Origin of the sequence: Collinsella tanakaei (assembly GCF_016900375.1) — a bacterium.
GTDB lineage: Bacteria > Actinomycetota > Coriobacteriia > Coriobacteriales > Coriobacteriaceae > Collinsella.
In genome coordinates this window covers 147,481-172,682 of record NZ_JACJKB010000003.1, presented here as the reverse complement: position 1 = coordinate 172,682, position 25,202 = coordinate 147,481, and the positions used below count along the sequence as shown (strand labels likewise).

The following is a 25,202-nucleotide window of genomic DNA, read 5'->3' as shown; positions in this document are numbered from 1 at the left end:
GTTCCGGCGCGCTGCGTGCGGTAGGGATGACCCCCTGCCGTACCGACCCATATCTGTCCGAGGTGTTAAACCCCGCCTTAGACGACGAAAGGAGAACCCATGCTCATCGTTGGTAACGGTTCGGTCGTCACGCGTGACGTGGAGATGCCCTATCTGGAGCGCGGGGCGGTGCTCATCGACGGCGACAGCATCGTCGCCGTCGGGGCCGAGGACGAGCTGGTCAAGGCGAATCCGGATGCGGAGTACGTGGACGCCCACGGCGGCATCATCATGCCCGGTCTCGTGAACTGCCACACGCATATCTACTCCGGCCTGGCCCGCGGCCTTGCCATCAAGGGCTGCAACCCCACGAACTTCCTCGAGAACCTCGAGCAGCAGTGGTGGAAGATCGACGACAACCTGACGCTCGACGGCACGCGCGCCTCGGCCTACGCCACGGTGCTCGACAGCCTGCGCGACGGCGTGACCACGATCTTCGACCACCACGCGAGCTTCTGCGAGATCCCCGGCAGCCTCTTTGCCATCAAGGACGTCTGCGAGGAGACGGGCATCCGCGCCTGCCTGTGCTACGAGACCTCCGACCGCCGCGGCGATGAGAAGCGCGACCAGTCGATCGCCGAGAACGCCGAGTTCGCGCAGTGGGCCGCGAAGGCCCAGGCCGAGGGCAACTCCATGATCGCCGCCATGTTCGGCGGGCACGCCACCTTCACACTCTCCGACGAGACCATGGACAAGATGGCCGAGGCCAACAACGGCCTCACCGGGTTCCACATCCATGTGTGCGAGGGCATGAACGACGTGTGGGATTCGCGCCTGAATCGCGGCGGCATCTCGCCGATTGAGCGCCTGCTCCAGCATGACCTGCTGGGTCCGCGGACGATGCTCGGCCACTGCATCCACGTGACGCCTGCCGAGATGGACATCATCAAGGAGACCGGCACCCATATCGTGAACAACCCCGAGTCCAATATGGGCAACGCCGTCGGCTGCGCGCCGGTGCTCGAGTTTTTCCGCCGCGGCATCTCGGTGCACATGGGTACCGACGCCTACACGCACGACATGCTCGAGAGCCTGAAGGTCTTCCTGATCATCCAGCGCCACAACGCCGCCATGCCGAACGTCGGCTGGGGCGAGGCCATGACGATGCTCTTCCAGAACAATCCCGCCATGGCGAGCACCTACTTCGGCCGCGAGATCGGCGTTTTGAAGCCGGGGGCCGCCGCCGACGTCATCGTGATGGACTACAACAAGTTCACGCCGTTCAGCGAGGAGAACGTCGACGGCCACATGCTGTTCGGCATGATGGGCAAGAACTGCCGCACCACCATCGTCAACGGCCGTGTGCTCTACAAGGACCGCGAGTTCGTGGCCTTCGACGAGGAGCGCATCAACGCCTGGACGATGGAGCAGTCCAAGAAGCTCTGGGGCGACCTCAACGGCCGCACCTATTAACCGTATGACAGTTAGGACGGTTCCAGCTGTCATGCTTTTGCGCCCGTCGTGCGCCTGCGCGCGGGAAGCCGCCAGATTATGACACGGGGCCCCGTCCTACCTGTCATGTCGAGGGAGATGTTTGGATTATGACAGTGGGCCCCGTCCTAGCTGTCATGAAATAGAGGGGATAAGACAATGAGCGACATCATGAGGCCCATTCCGTTCGCCAACCTGATGAACTGGGTCATGACCGAGCACGATGAGCAGGGCGCCATCTTCGGCGTCCGCAAGATCGTGAAGGCCAACGCCGACGGCGCGCTGCCGATCTTCGACGAGAAGATCGAGACGCCCTTCGGCCCGGCAGCGGGTCCCAACACGCAGCTCGCGCAGAACATCATCGCCGCCTACGTGGCCGGCTCGCGCTTCTTCGAGCTCAAGACCGTCCAGGTCATGGACGGCGCCGAGCTCTCCGCCTGCGTGAACAAGCCCTGCATCACCGCGGCCGACGAGTGCTACAACTGCGAGTGGTCCACCGAGCTCGAGGTGCCGCAGGCCTACGCCGAGTACGTGAAGGCCTGGTTCGCCTGCCACCTGATCGCGAAGGAGTACAGCCTGGGCTCGCCCGACGGCTTCGTGTTCAACATGAGCGTGGGCTACGACCTCGAGGGCATCAAGAGCCCGAAGGTCGACGCCTACATCGAGGGCATGAAGGACGCCTCCGGCTCCGAGGTCTGGGCCGAGTGCCGTGAGTGGGCGCTGGCGAACCTCGACCGCTTCCAGAACGTTGACGCCGCCTTCATCGACAGCATCCCGGCGCGCGTGTCCAACTCCATCACCGAGTCCACGCTGCACGGCTGCCCGCCCGCCGAGATCGAGCGCATCGCGACCTACCTCATCACCGAGAAGAACCTGAACACCTACATCAAGTGCAACCCGACGCTTCTGGGTTATGATTTCGCCCGCGCGCGCCTGGACGAGCTGGGATTCGACTACATCGCCTTCGATGACCGCCACTTCGTGGAGGACCTGCAGTGGGCCGACGCCGTGCCCATGTTCGAGCGCCTGATGAAGCTCACCGCCGAGCGAGGCCTGGACTTCGGCGTGAAGCTCACGAACACCTTCCCGGTCGACGTCACCCGCGGCGAGCTGCCGAGCGACGAGATGTACATGTCCGGCCGCACGCTGTTCTCGCTCACCATCGAGGTCGCCCGCCGCATCGCCGAGCAGTTCGACGGCAAGCTTCGCATCTCCTACTCCGGCGGCGCCACCGTCTACAACATCCGCTCGCTCTACGACGCGGGCATCTGGCCGATCACCATGGCGACCGACGTGCTGAAGCCCGGCGGCTACGAGCGCATGAGCCAGATCGCCGGCGAGTTCGGCGACCTTGACGGACGCGCGTTCGAGGGCGTCTCGCTCGAGGCTGTGACCGCCATCCAGGCCGATTCGCTCGTGAATCCGCTCTACCGCAACCCGCTGCGCAAGCTCCCGTCTGCCAAGGTGCCCGGCGGCACGCCGCTCATGGACTGCTTCACCGCGCCCTGCCGCACCGGCTGCCCCATCTCTCAGGACATCCCGGCCTACCTGGCCGCCGTGGAGGAGGGCCGCTTCGAGGACGCCTTCTCCATCATCATCGAGCGTAACGCCCTGCCGCACATCACCGGCACCATCTGCCCGCATCCCTGCGGCAAGAGCTGCGAGCGCGCCTTCTACGAGCCCGAGGGCGCTCAGATCCGCGCGAGCAAGCTGAAGGCCGCGCACGAGGCGTTCTCCACCGTCCTGCCCAAGCTTCAGGCCGGGGCTTCCGAGAAGGTCTCCGATAAGAACGTCGCCGTCGTGGGCGGTGGCCCTGCCGGCCTCGCCGTGGCCTTCTTCCTGTCGCGCGCCGGCGTGCCCGTCACGATCTTCGAGGCCAAGGACACGCTCGGCGGCATCGTGCGCCACGTGATTCCCGAGTTCCGCATCGCAAGCGCCGACATCGACGCCGACGTCGAGCTCTGCCGCGCCTTCGGCGTCGAGGTCAAGCTGGGCGCCCGCGTCGAGTCCATCGACGCCCTGAAGGCCGAGGGCTACACCGATGTCGTCGTGGCGACCGGCGCCTGGCTGCCCGGTTCCGCCGGCCTCGGCGAGGGCGCCGAGATGGACGTCCTCGAGTTCCTCGAGGTCGCCAAGAAGGCTCCTGAGACCCTGGCGCTCGGCACCGACGTCGTGGTCATCGGCGCGGGCAACACCGCCATGGACGCCGCCCGCGTGGCCAAGCGCGCCGCCGGCGTGGAAAACGTTCGCCTCGTGTACCGCCGCACCAAGGCCCAGATGCCGGCCGACGAGGAGGAGCTGGACTTCGCGCTCGAAGACGGCGTCGAGTTCATGGAGCTGCTCGCCCCGGTGTCCCTGGAGGGCGGCCAGCTTACGTGCAACGTCATGCGCCTCGGCGAGCCGGATGCCTCCGGCCGCCGCGCGCCCGAGCCCACGGGCGAGACCGTGACCGTGCCCGCCACCACCGTGATCTGCGCGGTGGGCGAGCGCATCGACGCCTCCCTCTACGAGGGCGCGGGCATCGAGGTCGACCGCCGCGGCCGTCCGGCCGGCGTGGCCACCGGTGTTGCCGGCGTGTGGGCTGCGGGCGACTGCCGCCGCGGTCCGGCGACCGTCGTCGAGGCCATCGCCGACGCCGCCGAGGTCGCGCGCCAGATCGCGAACGTCGACTTCAACCACTACGCCGACGCCAACGAGCAGCTCGACGTGGCCGCCTCCATCGCCAAGAAGGGCAACCTCTGCCGCGACAAGGCGAACTGCACGCACACCCGCTGCCTCGGCTGCGCCGCCGTGTGCGAGGTCTGCTGCGACGTCTGCCCCAACCGCGCGAACGTGGCCATCGAGGTTCCCGGCCTCGACAAGCAGCAGGTCGTCCACGTGGACGGCATGTGCAACGAGTGCGGCAACTGCGCCGTGTTCTGCCCGTACGAGACCGGCCGTCCCTACAAGGACAAGCTCACGCTGTTCTGGAGCGGCGACGACATGCTTGCCTCCGAGAACGACGGCTTCATGAAGCTCGCCGACGGCACCTTCTCGGTGCGCCTCGGCGGCGAGATCCGCGTCTGCAACGTCGATGACGCCGCGTGCGGCCTGCCCGAGGCCGTCCGCAAGACGATCGCTGCGGTTCGCGACTCCTACAGCTACCTGTTCGTCGAGTAAGTAAGAGATCGCGACGGGCGCGGCGCCTTGCCCCGTGCCCGTCGCGTCGCCGTTTTCCGCCTGCCGTCCGGCCGTGCCGCGCGGTGGGCGCTCACGAGAGAGGAGGGTCCCGTGACTCAAGAGACCCACCAGATCTGGGTTGCCGATGAGGGCTGCATCGGATGCGGCATGTGCGAGCGCGTGTGCCCCTGCGGCGCCATGCATGTTATCGCCAAGCAGGCTGCCATCGACTACACCCGCTGCATCAGCTGCGGCATGTGCGCCACCAAATGCCCCAAGCACGTGATCCACGACCGGCTCGGCATCTTCGCCGCCGCCGAGTAGAGAGGAGGTATCGCCATGGCCAAGCAACCGGTCAGCTATACCTTTACGGTCAACGGCGTCGAGCGCACGGTGACCGAGAAGAAGCCCCTTCTGCGCTACCTGCGCGACGACCTGCATATCCACTCCGCTAAGGACGGCTGCTCCGAGGGCGCGTGCGGCACCTGCACCATCCTCGTGGACGACCACGCCGTCAAGGCCTGCGTGCTCACCACCGAGCTCGCCGCCGGCCGCGACATCGTGACCGTCGAGGGCCTGCCGACCGCGGAGCAGGAGGCCTTCGTCTACGCCTTCGGCGCCGTGGGCGCCGTGCAGTGCGGTTTCTGCATCCCCGGCATGGTGATGGCGGGCGCCGGCCTCATCCACCACGTGCCGAACCCCACCGAGGACCAGATCAAGGAAGCCATCAAGGGCAACGTCTGCCGCTGCACCGGCTACAAGAAGATCATCGAGGGCATCGCGCTTGCCGCCGCCATCCTGCGCGGCGAGGAGCAGATCGACCCCGAGCTCGAGCGCGGCGACTGCTATGGCGTGGGCGAGCGCGCCTTCCGCGTGGACGTGCGCCGCAAGGTACTCGGCTACGGCAAGTATCCCGACGACATCGATGAGACGGATTTCCCCGATCTCGCCTACGCCTCCGCCGTGCGCTCCAAGTACCCGCGCGCCCGCGTGGTCAAGATCGACGCCGAAAAGGCGCGTGCCCTGCCCGGCGTGCTTGCCGTCCTGACGGCTGCCGACGTGCCCGTGAACGCGGTCGGCCACCTTATCTACGACTGGGATGTCATGATCGCCGAGGGCGACATCACCCGCTGCGTGGGCGACGCCATCGCCCTGGTGGTGGCCGAGGACGCGGCTACCTGCGAGCGCGCCAAGAAGCTCGTGAAGATCACCTACGAGGAGCTCGAGCCCGTGCGCTCCATCGCCGAGGCGAGCGCCGAGGGCGCCCCGTTGCTGCACGATAGGTTCCTCGCCTTCGGCAACTGGGTCGAGCTCGAGAACAACATCTGCCAGCAGCGCCACGTGGTGCGCGGCGATGCCGCCACGGCGCTCGCGAACTCCGCCCATGTGGTGACCCGCTCCTTCAGCACGCCGGCGACCGAGCACGCATTCCTGGAGCCCGAGTGCGCCGTCGCCTTCCCGTACAAGGATGGCGTCAAGGTGTGCTCCACCGACCAGGGCGCCTACGACTCCCGCAAGGAGATCGCGCACATGTTCGGCTGGGACGCCACCCCGGAGCGCGTGGTCGTGGAGACCATGCTCGTGGGCGGCGGCTTCGGCGGCAAGGAGGACGTCTCCGTCCAGCACCTGGCCGCGCTTGCCGCCATGGCCGTGAACCGTCCGGTCAAGTGCCGCATGACGCGCCAGGAGTCCATCAACTTCCACCCGAAGCGCCACGCCATGGAGGGCACGTTTACGCTCGGCTGCGACGAGAACGGCATCTTCACCGGCCTCGACTGCGAGATCAACTTCGACACCGGCGCCTACGCGTCGCTCTGCGGCCCGGTGCTCGAGCGCGCCTGCACGCACTCGGTCGGCCCGTACTGCTACCAGAACACCGACATCCGCGGCTACGGCTGGTACACCAACAACCCGCCTGCGGGCGCCTTCCGCGGCTTTGGCGTGTGCCAGAGCGAGTTCGCCCTCGAGATGCTCATCAACCTGCTGGCCGAGGAGGTCGGCATCAGCCCGTGGGAGATCCGCTACCGCAACGCCATCGAGCCGGGTCGTGTGCTGCCCAACGGCCAGATCGCCGACTGCTCGACGGCGCTCAAGGAGACCCTGCTCGCCGTGAAGGACGTCTTCGACGCGCACCCGGGACATGCCGGCATCGCCTGCGCCATGAAGAACGCCGGCGTGGGCGTGGGCCTGCCCGACGCGGGCCGCTGCAAGATCCGCGTGGAGGACGGCCGCGCCGTGGTGTACTCGGCGACCTCCGACATCGGCCAGGGTTGCAACACGGTCTTTCTGCAGGATGTGGCCGAGGCCACGCGCCTGCCGCTGTCGCACATCGTCAACGGCGAGTGCTCCACCGAGAACGCGCCGGACTCCGGTACCACCTCCGGCTCGCGCCAGACCCTCATCACCGGTGAGGCCGTGCGCGGCGCTGCGTTCCTGCTGCGCGATGCCATGCTCGCCGTCGAGGCGGGCGACGAGGTGCCTGGCGAGCCCGTGGTCGCCCACGGCGACGGCTTCATCGTGGAGTACGCGGACGGCACGCCCTATCAGGGCCCGGGTTCTGCGGTGCACCCTGCAGACCCGACCACCGCGATCGCCAAGCTCGAGGGTCGCGAGTTCTCCTATGAGTACCTCGAGAAGACCGATAAGCTCGGCGCCGACGTGCCCAACCCCAAGAGCCACGTTGCCTACGGCTACGCCACGCATGTGGTCGTGCTCGACGACGAGGGCCGCGTGACCGAGGTCCACGCCGCGCACGATTCGGGCAAGGTCGTGAACCCCATCGCCATCCAGGGCCAGATCGAGGGCGGCGTCCTCATGGGCATGGGCTACGCGCTCACCGAGGACTTCCCGCTGAAGGACGGCGTGCCGCAGGCCAAGTTCGGCACGCTGGGGCTCTTCCGCTCCACGGACATCCCGTTCATCAACGCGATCTACGTGGAGAAAGACGAGCTTCTGCCCGTGGGCTACGGCGCCAAGGGCATCGGCGAGATCGCCACGATCCCCACGGCCCAGGCCGTGGCGGGCGCCTACTACGCGCTCGATGGCGTCTACCGCACCAAGCTGCCGCTGGAGAATACCTACTACTCCAACAAGTAGCACCGCTCCCGTAAGCGACCATCTGCGCCCCGTCCGGTCCCGCCGGGCGGGGCGCTTTGCGGCAGTTTGAGGGGCGGGCCCCAGACTGCCATGCTGGCAGGTGGACAAAACTTGCATTCCACACGACGGAAAGGCCAAAAGGAGGCTTTGTCGTGTGGAAGGCAAGTTTCATCCACGTCAGCGCAGCTGGGTAGGATAAAGCTGTCGAGCGAGAAGGGGGTGGGGAGCATAATTGTTTGGTGCCTGTCCCCAAACTGTCATTTCGTACGTTCGGCCAGTAGCGCAAGTCCCTCTTCGGCAGTGAGACAAAGGTCGCCCATATGCCGCTTAAGTGTGGCGTCGTGCGTCATGAGGTAATCTGCTCCCACGGTATCTGCTGCCGCGAGAACGAGGTCGTCCTCAAGGTCATCGTGGATGCGCTTGTACGTGAACGCGCCAAGTACCTCGGTATGGCCGATGGGCGCCACCAGGGCCTTTTCCAGCACATTGCGTACGCAGCCCCACGATACCTCGCGGGCCGCTGCGGCGATTTCAGGCGTGATGTCCTTACCGGCGCGCCGCGCATCGAGTTTCATGAGGCTTGCCAGCTGGTAGGCAAGGTCTTTGAGGGAAAGCGACGGGACGTAGAGAGCGACATCCTCGCGCTTATAGGCCTCCGCCAGGAACGCGCTGACGGCATCGTGATGTGTCCCACGTGCAAGGAAGTAGTCGAGCCATATGTTGGTGTCGACAAGGATTTTGATGGGGGTGCGAACGGTATGGCCGGTAGACGCCATCATGCGAGCCCCCATTTCTCAAGCTGCTCTGCGGCAGAGAGTTCACGAAGCTCATCGTAATCGATAGCGCCGCGTGCGGGTTCTTCAATGCCGACCTGCTGGTAGAACGAGGAGACGAGAGCAGCGCCTTCGGACGCGCGGTCGGGTGTGCCGGTATGCGCGGAGTCAGCGGCATGCTCAGCACGCAGCAGATGTGCGAGCGCGGGGGGAAGTGTACCCTGTACGGTAACGAACTCCCAGAGGGCGCGTACGATCTGGGATGGGGTGTACCCAAGTTCGGCAATCACCGCATTGCCGGATGCCTTGAGGGCGGCATCCATGCGGATGTTCATCTGCGCTGCAGCCATTGCTTCCTCCTGCTATACGGGTGCAAAACTAAGTATAGCATACCGTTTGACCGGGAGGGCGGTACAACGGTTCGGTGGCTGTCCCAACCTGCCACGCCGGCGGATGGGCAAAACTTGCATTTCACACGGTAGAGAGGCCAAAAGAAGGCTCTGTCGTGTGGAATGCAAGTTTCATCCACGCGACACTTGCTGAGCGGACGGGCCGCGTCTTCCCAGGGACCGTTGGCGGGGTACGATAGTTGTGACATGCGAGGGGAGTGGGGAACATGACGCCGCAAACGTGTGTGGACGAGATCTTGAGCGCAGGCAGCACCGAGGACATCATCCGGGTGCATGTGCTGTTCTGCGGGCCGGTCCAAGGGGTGGGGTTCCGCTGGAACATGCAGTCCTTTGCCGAGGAGGCAGGCGTGGCGGGCTGGGTGAAGAACCTGCCCGACGGAGCCACCGTGGAGGCGGAGCTGGAGGGTACGCGCATTGCCGTGGCCCAGCTCATCGCGCGTATGGACGCTCATTACGAGCAGTTCGACGCTTGGTTCCCCTCGCGCTTCGAGGTCGGCTCGTGGCGGGAGGTTTCCCTGCAGCACGACACCTCGTTCACCGTACGCAGATAGAAAAAAGGGCCGGACTCAACCGTGTCGAGCCCGGCCCTCACTGTGCAGTCGTCGGAATCCGCGATAGCCAGAGTCGCGAATCCTAGCCCAGGTCCTCGCCGTTCGTGGCGATAACCTGCTTGTACCACGCGAACGAGTCCTTGCGGGAGCGCTCGAGCGTGCCCTCGCCCTTGTTGTTCTTGTCCACGTAGATGAAGCCGTAGCGCTTCTCCATCTCGCCCGTGCCGGCGGATACGAGGTCGATGCAGCCCCACGGCGTGTAGCCCATGAGGTCCACGCCGTCCTCTTCCACGGCGAGCTTCATCTGCTCGATGTGGGCGCGCAGGTAGTCGATGCGGTACGGGTCGTGGATGGAGCCATCCGCCTCGACCTTGTCATAGGCGCCGAAGCCGTTCTCGACGATGAAGAGCGGCAGGCCGTAGCGGTCGGTGAACCAGTTGAGGGCGTAGCGGAGGCCGACCGGGTCGATCTGCCATCCCCAGTCGCTCGCCTTGACGTGCGGGTTGCGCACGAAGTCCGCACCCTCGTGGTAGTCGAAGTGCGGGTTGTCCTCTTTCCACTCGATGGTGTGGCTCATGTAGTAGGAAAAGCCGATGTAGTCGACCGTCCCCGCCGCGAGCAGCTCGATGTCCTCCGGCGTGATGTCGATGTCGTAGCCGCGGCGCTCCCACAGCGCCAAGACGTTCGGCGGGTAGGCGCCCAGCGCATGGACGTCGGCGTAGTAGTAGCGCAGCTGCATCGCCTTCGTCGCCATGAGGATGTCCTCGGGCTTGCAGGAGAAGGGGTAGACCGGGCACATGGCGATCATGCAGCCGATCTCGAAATCGGGGTTGATCGCATGGCCGATCATGACGGCCTTCGCCGATGCCACGAGTTCGTAGTGGGCGGCCTGGAACATGGCGAGCTCGCGGTTCTCGCCCTTCTCGGCGACGATGCCGGAGTCGACGAGAAGGGCGAAATCATCCATGTAATCGGCCTGGTTGTTGATCTCGTTGAAGGTCATCCAGTACTTGACCTTGTCCTTGTAGCGCATGAAGCACGTGGTGGCGAAGCGCACGAAGAAATCGATGAGCTTGCGGTTGCGCCAGCCGCCGTACTTCTTGACCAGACCGAGTGGGATCTCGAAATGGCTGAGCGTGATGACCGGCTCGATCCCGTACTTCAGGCACTCGTCGAACAGGTCGTCATAGAACTTCAGGCCCTCCTCGTTCGGCACCTCCTCGTCGCCCACGGGGAAGATGCGCGCCCAGCTGATGGAGGTGCGGAAGCACTTGAACCCCATCTCGGCGAGCAGCGCGATATCGCCCTTGTAGCGATGGTAGAAATCGATCGCCTCGTGGTTGGGGTAGTTCTCGCCCTCGAGCACCTCGCCGGTATAGCGACGGCGTGTGCTCACGTTGCCGGCGGTCGTCACGTCCATGATGTTGACGCCCTTGCCGCCCTGGTCCCAACCGCCTTCGAGTTGGTGCGCCGCAACGGCGCCTCCCCAGAGGAAGTCAGTGCGAAACGCCATGTCATGTCTCCTTTCAGCGAAGGTTCTCGGTACGTCGTGAGAGCAATGGGCGACGAGGCCGCCCGGCGCGCGTTGTCCGGGCGGCCTCGGGCCGCGATGGTCGATATGGTGCGAAAAGGGGATGGAGTCGGGTTTACTCCGCCGCCTTGGCAGCGGCCTCCTCCTCGCAGAGCTGCTTATCGTAGCGCTTGAAGAACGGGAAGTAGATGAGCGTCGCCACGACGACGTCGAGGACGGCCACGGCGGCCGCGACCAGGCTGCCGCCCGTGGAGATCATGGCGCCGATACCGACAGGGGTCGGCCAGGGCACCTGCACGAGGACCGAGGGGATGATGCCCAGCGTGATGGCGAAGTAGGAGATGGTCGCCGCGGCCATGGGCGCGAGGACGAACGGCACGGCGAGTGCGGGGTTGTACACGATGGGCAGGCCGAAGAGGAGCGGCTCGTTGATGTTGAAGAACGCGGGCACGATCTCGGCCTTGCCGATGGCCTTGAGCTGCTCGGACTTCGCCATCGTGACCATGAGGATCGACAGGCCGAGTGTGCAGCCGGAGCCGCCGATGATGACGAATGCGTTGTTGTACTCGCCGGCCCACACCGCGGCACCGCCGTCGGCGTTGACGACGAGGTTGGCGATCGCGATGGCGGTCAGCGAGGAGGTGACGATGGTGGCGCCGTGGATGCCGACGAGCCACAGGGCGTGGATCAGGAAGTAGATCAGCAGGATGCCGGGATAGGTGCCGACGATGTTGACCACGAAGCCGAACGGGATGGCGATGAAGTCGTAGAAGTTGGTGCCGAACATCATGAAGACCGTCTGGATGAGCATGCAGACGATGGCGACCAGGAAGCCGGGGACGAGAGCGGTGAACGAGCGGGCGACGCCGTCGGGCACGACCTCGGGAAGCTTGATGACGATCTTCTTATCGACACAGGTCGCGTAGATGCGCACGGCGAACCAGGCGATGATGAAGGCGCAGAAGATGCCGGTCGCGCCGAAGTTCGCCGGACCGTCGCCGCCAAGCTCCCAGCCGTTGTAGACGACGGAGGACCAGCCGGTCTCGCCCTCGACGATGCTCGTGATGCGGCTGATGACGCCGTCGACGAAGCCGACCTGCGGGGCGAGCATGAACATGGCCATGATGGCTATGAGCACGCCGTTCAGCGGCTTGATGTCAATGCCGTCCTCCTCGGAAAGGATGCGCGAGTACTCGAACGCGGTGCCGATCAGGAAGTACACGGCGATGCACCCGATGGTGGCGTGATTCGCCAGCATGTAGAGCTCGGTGATCTGATCGAACGAGACGGCCCAGATGCCCTGGAGGTCAGGGAACGCCTGGGGAAGGACGTTCAGGATCAGGAACATGGAGCCCACGATCGTGAAGGAGATAGATGTCATACCGGCTTGGGTGATGGAGCGAATCATGCGGAACTGTGACAGCTTCGTCATCGGACCCATGATGTATTTCTCGAGAAAGTCAAACACAGGACTACTCTCCCTTCTGTTGTCCTGCATGCTCAAGCGCCATGAGGTAGAGGTCGTAGCGCTTCTTGTCGCGGCGATCGCGCACGAGCACGATACGCCAGGCGATGAGGGCCTTGAGCGCGAGCAGTATCGCGCACAGGCCGATGCCGACGACCGGGGTGGAGAAAAACGGGAAGAGCGCCTCCTTGCCGAAGACGGCGGTGATCGCGATCTCGAGCACCGACAGGAAGCAGCCGATGACGAGCGCGACGTGCGAAGCCCTGAGATATTCGATATCGTGCGTGAGCACGCGGTTGACCTCGAGCAGCACGATGGCGCCGAGTGCGATCTCCGAGGCGGGCGCAGCGAGCGCGACGAGGCTGTCTGTCGTCGCGAACAGCATGACGCCCCAGTACAGACCCACGAAGAAGACCCCTGAATCCAGATATCGGATCAGCATGTAGCGGTTCCACTTCGCGGTGTTCACCTGCTGCATCTGGCGAAACGAAATCTCTTCCTCGGTGGGTCCGCGCCCGGCCCTGTCATGAAGCCGCCGACGCTCCGCGCGAATGCGCTCTTTCCGTTTTCCCTTTTTCACGCTTGAGCTCTCTTATCTGTTGCTGGCCTACGCCAGGATCTTGTCGATCTGCTCGAAGATCGCCGGGCAGTTCTGGCGTCCGTAGTCCTTCATGGGGATGACGTCGACGGGCAGGCCCTGGGCCTTGGCGACGACCTTGTCCTTCTGATAGGAGATCTGCGGACCGATGAGGATGCAGTCATAGCCGTCATCGGCGGGGTTCTTGAGCTCGGAGAAGCTGCGGGCGGCGATCTCGAGGTCGATGCCGTTGTCCTTGGCGTAGGCCTCCATCTTCTTCATGAGCATGCTGGTCGACATACCGGCTGCGCAAACGAGCAGTACCTTCATGTGCGTACTCCCTTCGGTAGAGCGGGACCTTCGGGTCCCGCGACGGTCGCTCGAGGGGCCCGGGGTGCGGTCTGTTCGACCCCGGGCCCCTTTCAGGACTATTTGTCCTGCTTGAGCTCGTACAGGTTGATGATCTCCTCGGCCAGGTCCTGGCACAGCATGGCGGTCATCAGGTGGTCCTGCGAATGGACCAGCAGGATGTCCACGGGAACGTGGTCTCCGCCGGCCTCGCGGGAAAGCAGCTTGGTCTGCTCGTCATGCGCGGCGAGACCCGCGGTGCGGGACTCCTCGAGCATCTGGCGGGCCTCGTCGAACTTGCCCTCACGGGCGGCCTTGATCGACTCCATCGCGAGGCTGCGCGCCTGACCGGCTGCAGCGACGATTCCGAACGAAATCATCTCCATGCTTTCCTCTGCCATCTTCGTCACCTCCTTGTGCGGTCGTTGCGGTTCGTTCTCCTATCTAGAAAGACGGTGCTGTTGCCCGCCTTATTAGATATGCCATGGGGTCGTGGGCCTTCAGTTCGGTTTGGCGTCCGCGCCCTTGAGCGCGTTGCCGATGAGCTCGATGAGCGTGTCCCAGCTTTGACGCTTGAGCAGCAGCTCAATGGCCTCGGTATCCATGAGGACGCCGGCGAAGGCGTTCATGAACTCGTGGAGCGAAAGCTCGCCGGCGTGCGGTTGCTCGGCGAAACCCAGCAGGAAGATCGCCTGAACGGGGGCGCCGTCGGTGTCCCACGCTACGGGGTTGTCGAGCAGGCCCATGCAGATGAAGGTCTCGTCGCTCGCCACCTCGATGGGGTGCGGGATTGCGACGCGGTTGCCGAACGAGGTGGCAACCATCGCCTCGCGCTTCCATACCAGCTCGCGGAAGTTCGACGACACGCTGCGGTGTTCGCACGCCTGGTCGAGCAGGTAGTCGAGCGCCTTCTGCTTCGAAGTGAAGGAGAGGTGCGGGAAGAACAGGTTGCGGTCGAAAAACGGCGGGATGACGTCGCTTTTGCCTTGGGAGTCCAGGATCTCGCGGACGTTCAGGACCTCCTCGTCGCCCAGGAAGTAGGAGACCTCGCGCACGGGGACCGGCAGCTTCCGGGCGATGGGCACGGTGGTGAAGACGTAGTCCACCTTCGAGAAGTCGAAGCCATCGAGCGCCATGATGTCGCAGGTGTAGATCTGGTCCACATAGTCGGCGAACTCGCGGCGGCAGCGGTACTCCAGAAGGCGCGCCGAGCCCGCACCCGAGGCGCAGACCACCAGGATGTTCTTCTTGGGAATCTCGGACTTCTGCCGCTCCAGGGCGAGCGCGAATGCTAGCGCGATGTAGGCGGTCTCGTCTTCCGAGAGCTCCGCCTGGTAGGTGCGCGCGAGCACGGTGGAGGCGTCCATCGCCATGGAGTAGGCGAGTGCATAGCGCTGCTTGATGTCGTTCAGCAGCGGATTCTTCAGCTGCATGTGGTAGCGCAGGCGCACAGCCAGCGGCACGATGTGCCGTGCCAGGTTCATGTGGAGCTCGAGGTCGTTGCGGAAGTCGAAGCGGAACGCCTTCCACACGCACTCGACCATCTCTTCCACGATGTGCCACACGCTGTCGGTAACGACGAGTCCCTCCTCCTTGGGGGAGTTGTCGAGCATCATGCGCTTGCCGGCGAGGTGGATGGCGATGTAGGCCACTTCCTCTTCGGGTAGCGTGCAGGAGCTCCCCAGCGCGCTTTCGATCTCGGCGGCGATGGCTTGTGCCACCTTGAACTCGCGGCGTCCCTTCAGCTGGTCGATCTGCTCGGGCGCCATGGGCACGTAGCAGTTCTCCTCGATGCGCACGAGCGCCACGGCGATGTGCACGATGAGGTTGCGGTAGGACGCGGTGTTGATCTGGAACTTCTCGGCCTGAAGCACGCGCTCCACGCAGCTCGATATGACGCGAAGCGTGGGGTCGCTGGTGGCGTCCTCGCTGCCAAGATCGGAAGACAGCCAGCTGAGCGTGCGCGTGGTCTCGCTTTCCACGTCGCCCATCGCGTTGTTGTAGCGGTTGACGATCACGTTGGCCAAGCACACGCGACGCGACAGCTCGGGCCCCACGATGCGGATGCCGTAGTGGGGGCGCGACTCGATGGAGAGATCGTAGTCGTCGAGGATCTTCTGCGCGCGCTTGAGGTCGTTGGTGATGGTGGCGCGCGACACGAACAGCGCGTTGCTGAGGTCGTTCAACTTGACCCAGTCCGAGCGCATGAGCAGGTCGTTCAGCAAGTACGTCACGCGGTCTTTGGGGGCTTGGGGCGGGGTTTCCGACTTCTCCTTGGAATGCCACGCCTCGTAGGCGGCTTGGTCGGAGACCTGCAGGCGAAATCCGTTTTTGCGGCTGAGCTGGATGCGACCGATTCCGTGCATGGCGTCGTTCGCCTGTTTGACGTACGTGCGGACGGTGCGCACGCTCACGCCCAGATGCTCGGCGAGAGCGACGGGCATGATGCCCGGATGCGCCTCGATATACGCAGTCATTGCTTCCAGTTCCGTGCGCATGGAATCACCTCCCCCTTTTCGATGATATGTATGCAAAATGTGAAGTTCCAACGGTGCTTGTTCCGTTGGAAAGCGGAAAAGATTGAATGAAATATGCGTTCATGCCGTTCCATATGGCCTTTTTGTTGCCGTTTGAGAGCCGTCTTGTCCGTTTTCGCGTTGTAGAGCGGAAGGGCTTTGGTGGAATGTCGGGGGAGTGCGGTTCCGCGGCCGGATGACGACTGGGCGTCGAGGGGGCGGCTGCGCGCGCAGCTTGATCCAGGGGCGATGCGGACCGGCGGCATGCGGATTTCGTTGTACGGTGCGGACAGCGTGTCGGTCGTCCGAAGAAATAAAACAAGTCCCATGGGAGTCTCCAAGAGCGATGCATGAGCCGAAGATAGGATTACCTTTATCGTTGTGCTACCCAGAGGAATGCTGAAATGAGACTTATCGGTAACATTATCTGGATCGTGCTCGGAGGTATCTGGACTGCTATCGGCTGGGTGCTGCTGGGCACCCTGTTCTGCATCACGATCATCGGCATTCCGCTGGGGCGGCAGTGCTTCAAGATGGCGTCGCTTTCGCTCACGCCCTTCGGCAAGACGATCGTCTACGGCGGAGGTGCACCGTCGCTTATCGCCAACATCGTCTGGGTGGTCTTCGCGGGCATCCCGATGAGCATCGTGTATCTGATTGCCGGCCTGGTCACCTGCGTCACCATTATCGGGATTCCCTTCGGGCTGCAGAGCTTCAAGATGGCCAAGCTGGCGTTTCTGCCCTTCGGCGCCCAGGTGCGCTAGGGCCCTGTTTGCTTTCGAGCCTCGCGTGCGCGTCGCTTCGCTCGGCAGCCGGTTTACCGCGGCGGTCGTCGGCGCGGTGGGGGAGATGCGCCGCCGCGGTATGATGGGCAGAGCCGCCGCCTGAAGGGAGCCCGTCATGCCGTTTTCCATCGTGCGCAACGATATCGCCCGCGTCCACGCCGATGTGCTCGTGAACGCGGCCAACTCGCATCTTGCCGCGGGGTCGGGCGTGTGCGGCGCGCTGTTTGCCGGCGCCGGGCATGCGGATATGCAGCGCGCCTGCGACGAGATCGGCTTTTGCCCCACGGGGAGCGCAGCGACGACGCCGGGCTTCAAGCTGCCGTGTCGCTGGGTCGTGCATGCGGTGGGGCCGATTTGGCAGGGCGGCGGGCACGATGAGGAGCAGCTGCTGCGCTCATGCTACCGCAGCGTGTTTGCCGAGGTCGAGCGCCTCGGTGCGCACTCGGTCGCCTATCCGCTCATCTCCTCGGGCATCTACGGTTACCCGGTGGCCGAGGCGCTGCGCGTCGCGCGTGAGGAGACGGAGGCCTTTCTGGAGCGCGCGGAGGATGTCGACGTGACGCTCGTGGTGTTCGATCGCTCGACGATCGCCCTCGGCGCGGAGGGCTTGGACGGCCTGCGTTCGTACATCGACGACACCTATGTCGAGCGGAGCCCCTTCGCGCGCCGTCGTATGCAGCGCGCGGGAGCATGCGCCCCGGGCGCGGCGGCTCCTTCGTGGCACTGCCCGGTCTGCGGCATGCTGAACACCGCGGATGCGCGCTTCTGCGTCGATTGCGGGACTCCGGCGCCGGATACCGAGGGAGAGGTGCTGTCGCCGCTGCTCGGTGTGCCCCTGCCGGCCAACCAGGCGTTTTGCGCCGAGGCCGCGGCGCCGTCGCCCGAGCCCGGGTCGATGTTCGACGGCGATCTGATCGAGGCGATCGAGCATCTGGACGCACCGTTCTCCACGGCGCTGCTCGCCCTTATCGATGCGCGCGGCATGACGGATGCCGAGGTCTACAAGCGGGCGAACATCAGCCGTCAGCTGTTCTCCAAGATTCGCTCGAATCCGGGGTATCGCCCCACCAAGCCCACTGCCGTCGCGTTGGGGCTTGCGCTCGGACTCGACTACGATGAGCTGCAGGGGTTGCTCGCCCGCGCAGGGCTCACGCTGTCGCGCAGCAGCACCTTCGACGTCATCGTGGAGTACTTCGTGGCAAACGGCGAGTACAACATCTTCCGGATCAACGAGGCCCTGTTCGCCTACGACCAGCCGCTGCTGGGGTCCTCGTAGGCGGCGCACGCGGGGCGCGTCGTTGAGTCGGCCCGCTGGACGCGGGCTGGTCGCCCTGTCCGCCATACCAACTGGAGGTCAGCGTGCGGCATGTACACGGCACGCCGCCGATGTCCCCTGGCGGTTTACCTGCTGTGCACCTCCGCCCGGTAGCCTTTGTGGTGTCAAGAGGAGATGCCGACAAAGGAGGCAACCATGAGCAAGAACCAGCAGGCCGCGCGTACCGAGATCGTCTTCATCCTCGATGCGAGCGGGTCCATGAACGGGTTTACCGACGACACCATCGGCGGCTTCAACGCCATGATCGACAAGAACCGCAAGGAGCCGGGCGAGGCGGTGGTCTCGACCGTCATCTTCAACGATGCCAGCCGCGTGCTGCACAATCGCGTGGATATCCGCGAGGTGCCGCGCCTCACGCGCCAGCAGTACTGCTGCTACGGTTGCACCGCGCTGCTCGACGCGGTGGGCGGGGCCATCCATCACCAGGAGACGGTGCAGAGCGTGCTGCCGGATCCCTACAAGGCGGACAAGGTCCTGTTCGTGATCACGACCGACGGCATGGAGAACGCCAGCCGCCGCTATACCTATCCCAAGGTGAAGGGCATGATCGAGCGCCATCGCGAGCAGGGCTGGGAGTTCCTGTTCATCGGCGCGAACATCGATGCCGCCGCCGAGGCGGGCCACCTGGGTATCGATCCCTGCTGCGCTGCCAACTACGTGCAGGACGCTCGGGGCACCGAAGTGCTCTACAGCGCGGTGAGCGCGGCGGTGGCGAGCGTGCGCAGTGCCGCCCCTAACGCGCCGATGTCGGACGGATGGCGCGCGGGCCTCGACGAGGACATGCGAAAGCGCGGGCGCGTCTAGTTCGCTGTGTGCGGCCTCTTGCGGGTCAGATTCTCTCGAACAGGGCGATCAGCCGCTCCATCGAGGTGGCCAGCTCCTTGCGCTCGTCGGCCGACAAGCTGTCGATGAGCGCAAGGTAGCGCCGGCCGCTCTCGTGGATATGGCGGTCGATGAGGGAGCGCCCTGCATCGGTGATGCGAATGGTCTTGGCCCGTCTGTCGGAGGGGTCGGGGGCGCTGGCCACAAGCCCCGCCTTTTGGAAGGCCGCGACGATCTTGGAGACATGCTGCTTGGGGACATGGAGCGCGTCGGCAAGGTCTTGGGTCCGCATCGGACCGTGCTCGTAGAGGCGCTCGAGCACCACGGCCTGCGTGCGGCCGAGCTCGCCGCGAAATGAGTCGCGATAGCCGGCGATGACCTTGTCCTCAAAGAGGACCTGGAGGCGATAGGCCAGCCGGGCGTAGTCGATGTCGGCGCGATGTTCCATGATGCCTCTCACATGTCGGTAGTGATGCAGCCTATGCTACTACCATGTGCGCGACCCCGCGGCGCGAAACTGCGCGACGGTCGGCGCGTGGGGGTTCATGCCGCCGTCGACGTTGAAGACCTGACCGGTCACGAACTCCGCCTCGTCGGAGGCGAGGTACACGCAGGCATGCCCGATATCCTCGGGGTTGCCGTAGCGGTTGACCTCGATGTTGGAGATAAAGATGTCGCGCAGCATCTGAGGCACGATGTCCTCGTTCTGAGGGGTCACGATAAGGCCGGGGCGTACGCAGTTGCAGCGGATGTTGTCCTTACCGTACTGCAGGGCGACGCTCGAGGTGAGCATGTCGACGCCGGCCTTGGCGCAGGTGTACGCGGTGGCGCCCAGGTCGCCGCCGCATGACGCCATGGAGCCGATATTGACGATTGAGCCGCCGCCAGCGGCCTTCATATGCGGCAGCGCGCACTTGATGGCGTAGAACGTGCCGCGAAGGTCGCTCGCGAAGATGGCGTCCCACATCTCGAGGGTGAGCTCCTCGACGGAGCCGTCGGCGAGACCGACGTTGGCGGCGTTGTTGACCAGGATGTCGAGCTTGCCGTATTCGGTTGCGGTGTCGTCGATGAGGGCCTTGACGGTATCGAGGTCCGTGAGGTCGAGATAGTGGTAGCTCGCGGTGCCGCCGTCGGCCGTGATCTCGGCCACGACCTGCTCGCCGCGCTCCTTGCGGCGGCCGCAGACCACGACCGTGGCGCCCTCGCGCACGAATAGCCGCGCGATGCCGATGCCGATGCCGCTAGTCGATCCGGTGACGATGGCGACCTTACCTTCAAGACGTCCCATAGGTATGCTCCCTTCTGGTTTGAATAGATAGTCAAAATAGTATGACTATCTATAGACAGCGGGGCGCGAGTTCTGGTGAAAGCGCTTGCGCGCGGGGCGGATGGTGCTGTGGGGTAGAATCCGCCGAGCGGGACCTCGTCGTCCCGGCTTCTTGCAGAGTGCCTAGCGAGCGCGGTCTGCAGAGGGCCTTTTGAGTCGTTTCTCCATCACGCCGACTCCGCGCACCGCCGCTCGTACCGCCGGTCCGGCTATGAACAGCTGCCACAGAAGCGCCATGGGGAAGTTGAGCACGACGGTCTGGAGCCATGTGGCGATGAGCTCGTCCACCGGAGGCTGCTTGAAGGCGAGCGTCGCCACCATGCTCATCATGGGGCACATGCTCCAGCAGGTGAATGCACCCCGGAGAATCGTGTAGAGCAGGGCGGGGGTTCTTTTGGGGTCGAGCAGACGTTCGAGCAGCCGGCTTGCCAGACGTCCGCCAATAAGCGTCTCGAGCACGATAACGGCGAGCATGAGCGGCACGATATCCATAAACGGCGTGAGGAAGAGCCTTGTTGAGAGTCCTCCTGCCATGAGCGCCTGATTGTAGAGCTCCATTCCGTAAACCATGGCGAACGCCATGAAGATCGAGAAGCTGACTTGTTGGAATCGGGTTGCGGGCATACGGTCCTCCTGTGCGTCCAGCCCTCATGAACGCACAAGGGCGCTGCGGGAGGGCAACTGGACTTATGCCTTCCCGCAGCGCGTTGCAGCTAGATGGTAGCGCTTTGGTAGAGCCGGGGCGATAAAACACCATAGATGGCTCCTGGAATCCGTCTGTAGGCTTTTATCCGATACGCAGCTGGGCTTTAATCGCCGGAGATGGCCGTTTCAGATGATGCTTTCGATAGGTGCTGAATATCCCATTTGCCTACCGCGGATGCGTCAGCCGTTACGAGTTGTGGTAAGTGGCTATAATTAACTCTGAATTTGGAGGTAAATCATGGCCACTTGTGTACCAATCAGCGATCTAAAAGATACGGTGGCCTTCTCCGAGAAGGTCGCCATGGCGGGCGAGCCGGTAATCGTTACCAAGAACGGTTACGAGAAGTTCGTCGTCATCGATGCCGAGCTGTTTCGGGAGTACCGTCGCGAGAGCCCCCGGGAGCATCTCGAGCGGTTGCTTCAAGAGTCGGATCGCGACATCCGCGCCGGGCGCTTGAGCGATGCGCGCGAGGGGCTTGCCAAGATCAGGGACCGCTATGGACTGTGAGGTTGTCTGGACGCAGCATGCGGAGCGCGATGTGGACGGCATCATCGCCTATATCGCGACGGTCTTGGCGAGTCCTATCGCCGCACGCGAGCATTTGGACGCGCTCGAGGAGGCGGTCGATCGTATTGCCTCCGCCCCGTTGCCCTACGCGGTGTCGCGGCAGCCCTCGTTGGCGGTCCGCGGCCTCAGGGTGTGCTTTGTGAAGCGCTACGTCATGCTGTATAGCTACGACGTCGACCGCCCGGTCACGATTCATCGCGTGTTCTCACCCCTGCGGGATTACGCCGCCATCATCGAGCACGAGGCGTAGATCGACGCAGAGACCGGCCAGCACGAAGGGAGGGGCGCATGGCGATCTGGGTCACCGGAGACATCCACGGGAGCATCGACATCAAGAAGCTGTCGTATCGCCGCTGGCCGCAGGGCCGCGAGCTCACCCGTTGCGACAAGCTCATCATCTGCGGCGACTTCGGCATGCCGTGGGACGGTTCCAACGAGGAGAAGTACTGGCTCACCTGGCTGAACGACCGGCCGTGGACCACGCTCTTCGTCGACGGCAATCACGAGTGCTTCCCATACCTGGCTGACCTTCCCGTCTCGGAACGCTGGGGCGGGCGCGTGCAAGCGTACCCGGACTACCCCAACATCGTGCATCTCATGCGCGGGCAGGTCTACGATATCGACGGCGCGCGCATCTTTGCGATGGGCGGCGCCGCGAGTCACGACAAGCAGTACCGCACGCCGGGTTGGGATTGGTTTTGCGAGGAGATGCCGGGCGCGGCGGAGGTCGCTTGCGCAGAGGAGAGTCTCGAGGCGACAGGCTGGCAGGTCGACTACGTGATCTCGCATTGCTGCTCCACGCGGATGCTGGGCGCCGCGCTCGAGCGCACGCCGTATCCCGACGGGCGCGCCAAACCGGATGCGCTGAACGAGTGGTTCGACATGCTGGAGGATCGCCTGGTTTATCGACGCTGGTACTTCGGCCATTACCATGCCGATGCGGAGCTGGACTGTCGCCATCGGCTGCTGTATCGGGATATCGTGCCGGTGGCGTAGGGCGCCACCCGCCGCCCGCACCGTCCGCGTTTCGACTGCAAAGGAGGTCCAGCATGTGCCAGAGGATGTGCCCGCTTTCCTACGATGAGGCGCAAGAAGTCCTCGAGTCCCGCGAGCGGACGGGACTTGCGCAGGTGGACGCGGACGCGGGGTTCGATCCCGCACGCGACGCGTACCCGGGCTCGCTTGTGCCCGCGTACGTGCGAGGCGAAGACGGGCGGCTCATGACGGCAACGTTCATCTGGGGTTTCGACGCCCCGTCGGGCACCGGACGCCCCGTGTTCAACACGCGTATCGAGACTGCCGTGGCCCAGCTGCGCGATGGCCGCGGCATGTGGGTCGATGCCATCGCGCGTGGGCGCTGCCTTGTGCCGATACGCGCCTTTTACGAGGGGCATGCCACCGAGCGCGTCAAAAGCGAACGCACAGGCAGGCCGGTGCGACGACAGTACCGCTTTCGTCTGCCGGGTACCCGGGCGTTCCTGCTTGCGGGGGTGTGCGCGGACGGGCGCCTCTCCATCGTGACGACCGAGCCCAACGCCGTGGTGTCACCGGTGCATAACCGCATGCCGCTCGTGCTGGGGCCGGGGGAGTCGTCGGTGTGGCTCGGCCCAGGCTTCGAGGTGCTCGCAGATCGCAGCCGCATCAGGTTGACGGCGGAGCCGGAGCGGTGAGGGGCGTTCGTGCGGATTAAGTCCGCCCCATGCGATTCGATTGCACAAGCAGCCCGTCATGAGTTGGAAACACAGGGGGTGTAAAGTATGCCCCCATACGTGCCCATGCTGCCTGCACCGATCGAGGGGAACACCATGTTCGACAGCTTCATGTCCATACTGGCCGCATTGAACACCAACGTGCTGTGGGGTGTCCCCATGGTCGTGCTGATGCTCGGAACCGGCGTGTTCCTGCTCATCATCACCAAGGGCGTCGTGTTCACGCGCTTCAACATCGTGATGCGCTACACCACCAAGACGCTCTTCCAGCGCCAGGACAAGTCCGAGGCGGGCGAGGGCACCATCTCACCCTTCCAGGCGGTGTGCACCGCGCTTGCCGCGACGCTCGGCACCGGCAACATCGTGGGCGTGGCGCTCGCGGTGGCAACGGGCGGCCCGGGAGCGATCTTCTGGCTGTGGCTCTCCGCGCTGGCGGGCATGGTCATCAAGTTCTGCGAGGTCACGCTGTCGGTTGCCTACCGCACGCGCAACGAGCGCGGCGAGATCGTGGGCGGTCCCATGTACTACATCTCCCGCGGCCTCGGTACCACCTGGCTTGCGGTGCTGTTCGCCATCTTCGGCTTCCTCGCGTCGTTCGGCATCGGCGCGAGCGTGCAGGCGAACTCCCTGGCCACCAGCGTGAACGCGACCTTCGGCGTTCCGCTGCCGGTCATCGGCGCCATCGTGGCGCTGCTTGCGGGCCTCGTGCTCATCGGCGGCATCACCCGCATAGCGCAGATCACCGAGAAGCTCGTGCCCTTTGCCGCCATCTTCTACCTCGTCGGCGCCGCCGCGGTGCTCGTCGTCAACGCCGCCGAGATCCCCGCGGCGATCGCCCAAATCATCGGCGATGCCTTCACGGGTACGGCTGCCACGGGCGGCTTCCTCGGCGCCACGGTCATGTACGCGTGCCGCGTCGGCATGTCGCGCGGCGTGTTCACCCACGAGGCCGGCATGGGCTCTGCGCCCATCGCGCACGCCTCGGCCGACACCGACCATCCCGCCCGCCAGGGCCTGTGGGGTACGTTCGAGGTGTTCTTCGACAGCATCGTCATGTGCACGGTCACCGGTCTCGTGATCCTCACCTCGGGGCTGTGGCACGCCGATCCCATGATGTCCGAGGGCGCCATGAGCTCCGAGGCCTTTGGGCAGAGCATCCCCGGCGGCGAGTACATCGTGACGGTCGGCCTCATGCTCTTCGCGTTCGCCACGCTCATCGCCTGGTACTACTATGGCGAGAAGTGCGTCGAGTACCTCTTCCGCAAGAGCCGCGCCCAGCGCGTGGCGGTGCGCATCTACCAGGTCGCCTACGTCGCCATGGTGTTCGCGGGCTGCGTGGCGAACCTCGACGTCGTGTGGGAGTTCGCCGACTGCTTCAACGGTCTCATGGCCATCCCCAACCTGATCGCCTTGATCGCGCTCTCGCCCGTGATCTCTCGCCTCGCGAAGGACTTCTTCCGCGACCCCGATACCCGTCGCCCGCGCGATACGGACTACAGCGGCATGCTGACGTTTAGGGATAAATAGACGCGCGGGCACTCCAAATCAAGACGCCTGGCTGCGCTCGTCATTCTTCCTCGAGAATGGCGAGCGCAGCGGTGTACTTCTCGCGCCTGCGGGCGATATCCCGCTTTGGCACATCGGCCTGGCCGGCGAAGCGCGTGTCATCGAGGTTGTGCAGCAGATCGGCGCGCTTGACGGTGCGTGCGATGGGATGCGTCGCGATGGCGCGCACGTAGTCGAGGTAGGGGACGTCCTCCTCGTGCGTGAGCAGGCGCACGACGTCGACCACATCGGTAGGAAAGCTGCGGGCGAGCTCGTCGAGCGTGATGCCGGTGTCCTCCACGACATCATGGAGCAGGGCCGCGCAGGTCGTCGCCTCGTCGGGCATCTGCTCGGCCAGGTGATACGGATGGAACACGTAGGGGACTCCGCATTTGTCCAGCTGGCCCGCGTGCGCCTCGTAGGCGATGCGCAGGGCGCGGTTCGTGAGCGGCGTGTAGATCATGGGGACCTCCTAGCACGTTACGGGCATTGTCTCATGCGTCTGCCGA

25 protein-coding genes are annotated in these 25,202 nt (G+C 64.6%); 13 read left to right on the top strand and 12 right to left on the bottom strand.

Going from position 1 to position 25,202, the window contains the following annotated elements; translation table 11 throughout:
- The first annotated feature begins 99 nt into the window (after positions 1–99).
- From ssnA to xdh, 4 genes are all read left to right on the top strand, one after another.
- Positions 100–1,452 (top strand): putative aminohydrolase SsnA, encoded by a 1,353-nt coding sequence (gene ssnA, locus H6A16_RS03230; RefSeq protein WP_204616074.1) that lies wholly within the window; start codon positions 100–102, stop codon positions 1,450–1,452.
- Between the two features lie 177 nt (positions 1,453–1,629).
- Positions 1,630–4,629 (top strand): putative selenate reductase subunit YgfK, encoded by a 3,000-nt coding sequence (ygfK, locus tag H6A16_RS03225; protein WP_204616072.1) that lies wholly within the window; start codon positions 1,630–1,632, stop codon positions 4,627–4,629.
- Positions 4,630–4,740: 111 nt separating this feature from the next.
- Positions 4,741–4,953 carry a 4Fe-4S binding protein gene (locus tag H6A16_RS10875; RefSeq protein ID WP_204616070.1) on the top strand — a complete coding sequence of 71 codons (213 nt, stop codon included), beginning with the start codon at positions 4,741–4,743 and terminating at the stop codon, positions 4,951–4,953.
- A 15-nt stretch (positions 4,954–4,968) separates the two neighbouring features.
- Positions 4,969–7,725 (top strand): selenium-dependent xanthine dehydrogenase, encoded by a 2,757-nt coding sequence (xdh, locus tag H6A16_RS03215; RefSeq protein WP_204616067.1) that lies wholly within the window; start codon positions 4,969–4,971, stop codon positions 7,723–7,725.
- A gap of 257 nt (positions 7,726–7,982) precedes the next feature.
- Here the strand turns inward: xdh and H6A16_RS03210 are convergent, their stop codons facing one another.
- Together H6A16_RS03210 and H6A16_RS03205 are read right to left on the bottom strand one after the other, a co-directional pair.
- Positions 7,983–8,504, bottom strand: coding sequence for a type II toxin-antitoxin system VapC family toxin (locus H6A16_RS03210; protein ID WP_204616065.1), 522 nt, complete (start codon positions 8,502–8,504; stop codon positions 7,983–7,985).
- Positions 8,501–8,848: a type II toxin-antitoxin system RelB/DinJ family antitoxin gene (locus tag H6A16_RS03205; RefSeq protein WP_087202087.1), complete on the bottom strand. Its 348-nt coding sequence runs from the start codon at positions 8,846–8,848 to the stop codon at positions 8,501–8,503. The genes H6A16_RS03210 and H6A16_RS03205 overlap by 4 nt, the downstream gene beginning before the upstream one ends.
- 266 nt (positions 8,849–9,114) lie before the next feature.
- On the opposite strand from H6A16_RS03205, the gene H6A16_RS03200 reads away from it, so the two are divergent.
- Positions 9,115–9,459 (top strand): acylphosphatase, encoded by a 345-nt coding sequence (locus H6A16_RS03200; protein ID WP_087202085.1) that lies wholly within the window; start codon positions 9,115–9,117, stop codon positions 9,457–9,459.
- 82 nt (positions 9,460–9,541) lie between these two features.
- Here H6A16_RS03200 and H6A16_RS03195 read toward each other — a convergent pair whose 3' ends face one another.
- From H6A16_RS03195 to H6A16_RS03170, 6 genes are all read right to left on the bottom strand, one after another.
- Positions 9,542–10,972: a 6-phospho-beta-glucosidase gene (locus H6A16_RS03195; protein WP_204616062.1), complete on the bottom strand. Its 1,431-nt coding sequence runs from the start codon at positions 10,970–10,972 to the stop codon at positions 9,542–9,544.
- 133 nt (positions 10,973–11,105) lie between these two features.
- Positions 11,106–12,458 (bottom strand): PTS cellobiose transporter subunit IIC, encoded by a 1,353-nt coding sequence (gene celB / locus H6A16_RS03190; RefSeq protein WP_342589705.1) that lies wholly within the window; start codon positions 12,456–12,458, stop codon positions 11,106–11,108.
- Positions 12,459–12,462: 4 nt separating this feature from the next.
- Entirely contained in the window at positions 12,463–12,933 is a 471-nt protein-coding gene (locus tag H6A16_RS03185; RefSeq protein ID WP_204616057.1) for a hypothetical protein, read from the bottom strand.
- A gap of 129 nt (positions 12,934–13,062) precedes the next feature.
- Positions 13,063–13,362, bottom strand: a complete 300-nt coding sequence (locus H6A16_RS03180) for a PTS sugar transporter subunit IIB (RefSeq protein ID WP_066833939.1) — start codon at positions 13,360–13,362, stop codon at positions 13,063–13,065.
- A 98-nt stretch (positions 13,363–13,460) separates the two neighbouring features.
- Positions 13,461–13,781, bottom strand: coding sequence for a PTS lactose/cellobiose transporter subunit IIA (locus tag H6A16_RS03175; RefSeq protein ID WP_066833941.1), 321 nt, complete (start codon positions 13,779–13,781; stop codon positions 13,461–13,463).
- Between the two features lie 99 nt (positions 13,782–13,880).
- The gene (locus H6A16_RS03170) at positions 13,881–15,878 is read right to left on the bottom strand and encodes a BglG family transcription antiterminator (protein ID WP_239458151.1); all 1,998 of its coding nucleotides are present in this window, start codon (positions 15,876–15,878) and stop codon (positions 13,881–13,883) included.
- A gap of 422 nt (positions 15,879–16,300) precedes the next feature.
- Between H6A16_RS03170 and H6A16_RS03165 the strand changes: the two genes are divergently transcribed.
- The 3 genes from H6A16_RS03165 to H6A16_RS03155 all read left to right on the top strand — a co-directional run bounded on the left by H6A16_RS03165 (position 16,301) and on the right by H6A16_RS03155 (position 18,821).
- Positions 16,301–16,660: a YccF domain-containing protein gene (locus tag H6A16_RS03165; protein WP_204616055.1), complete on the top strand. Its 360-nt coding sequence runs from the start codon at positions 16,301–16,303 to the stop codon at positions 16,658–16,660.
- Positions 16,661–16,796: 136 nt separating this feature from the next.
- Positions 16,797–17,957 carry a macro domain-containing protein gene (locus tag H6A16_RS03160; protein ID WP_204616052.1) on the top strand — a complete coding sequence of 387 codons (1,161 nt, stop codon included), beginning with the start codon at positions 16,797–16,799 and terminating at the stop codon, positions 17,955–17,957.
- 195 nt (positions 17,958–18,152) lie between these two features.
- Positions 18,153–18,821 (top strand): vWA domain-containing protein, encoded by a 669-nt coding sequence (locus tag H6A16_RS03155; RefSeq protein WP_204616048.1) that lies wholly within the window; start codon positions 18,153–18,155, stop codon positions 18,819–18,821.
- A gap of 25 nt (positions 18,822–18,846) precedes the next feature.
- On the opposite strand, the gene H6A16_RS03150 is transcribed toward H6A16_RS03155, so the two are convergent.
- The 3 genes from H6A16_RS03150 to H6A16_RS03140 all read right to left on the bottom strand — a co-directional run bounded on the left by H6A16_RS03150 (position 18,847) and on the right by H6A16_RS03140 (position 20,790).
- Entirely contained in the window at positions 18,847–19,287 is a 441-nt protein-coding gene (locus H6A16_RS03150; RefSeq protein WP_204616046.1) for a MarR family winged helix-turn-helix transcriptional regulator, read from the bottom strand.
- Between the two features lie 39 nt (positions 19,288–19,326).
- The gene (locus tag H6A16_RS03145) at positions 19,327–20,127 is read right to left on the bottom strand and encodes an SDR family NAD(P)-dependent oxidoreductase (protein ID WP_204616044.1); all 801 of its coding nucleotides are present in this window, start codon (positions 20,125–20,127) and stop codon (positions 19,327–19,329) included.
- 162 nt (positions 20,128–20,289) lie between these two features.
- Positions 20,290–20,790 (bottom strand): DUF2798 domain-containing protein, encoded by a 501-nt coding sequence (locus H6A16_RS03140; RefSeq protein WP_204616042.1) that lies wholly within the window; start codon positions 20,788–20,790, stop codon positions 20,290–20,292.
- 319 nt (positions 20,791–21,109) lie between these two features.
- Between H6A16_RS03140 and H6A16_RS03135 the strand changes: the two genes are divergently transcribed.
- The 5 genes from H6A16_RS03135 (at position 21,110) to H6A16_RS03115 (ending at position 24,675) form a co-directional block, all read left to right on the top strand.
- Positions 21,110–21,379 carry a type II toxin-antitoxin system prevent-host-death family antitoxin gene (locus H6A16_RS03135; RefSeq protein WP_204616039.1) on the top strand — a complete coding sequence of 90 codons (270 nt, stop codon included), beginning with the start codon at positions 21,110–21,112 and terminating at the stop codon, positions 21,377–21,379.
- The gene (locus tag H6A16_RS03130; protein WP_204616037.1) at positions 21,369–21,689 is read left to right on the top strand and encodes a type II toxin-antitoxin system RelE/ParE family toxin; all 321 of its coding nucleotides are present in this window, start codon (positions 21,369–21,371) and stop codon (positions 21,687–21,689) included. Before H6A16_RS03135 ends, H6A16_RS03130 begins: the two co-directional genes overlap by 11 nt.
- Positions 21,690–21,727: 38 nt before the next feature.
- Positions 21,728–22,435, top strand: coding sequence for a metallophosphoesterase family protein (locus H6A16_RS03125; RefSeq protein WP_204616034.1), 708 nt, complete (start codon positions 21,728–21,730; stop codon positions 22,433–22,435).
- 53 nt (positions 22,436–22,488) lie between these two features.
- The gene (locus tag H6A16_RS03120; RefSeq protein WP_204616032.1) at positions 22,489–23,109 is read left to right on the top strand and encodes an SOS response-associated peptidase family protein; all 621 of its coding nucleotides are present in this window, start codon (positions 22,489–22,491) and stop codon (positions 23,107–23,109) included.
- 87 nt (positions 23,110–23,196) lie between these two features.
- Complete coding sequence (locus H6A16_RS03115; RefSeq protein WP_204616030.1) at positions 23,197–24,675, top strand: alanine/glycine:cation symporter family protein; 1,479 nt, start codon at positions 23,197–23,199, stop codon at positions 24,673–24,675.
- Positions 24,676–24,715: 40 nt separating this feature from the next.
- On the opposite strand, the gene H6A16_RS03110 is transcribed toward H6A16_RS03115, so the two are convergent.
- Positions 24,716–25,156: an HD domain-containing protein gene (locus H6A16_RS03110; RefSeq protein ID WP_204616028.1), complete on the bottom strand. Its 441-nt coding sequence runs from the start codon at positions 25,154–25,156 to the stop codon at positions 24,716–24,718.
- Positions 25,157–25,202: the final 46 nt, after the last annotated feature.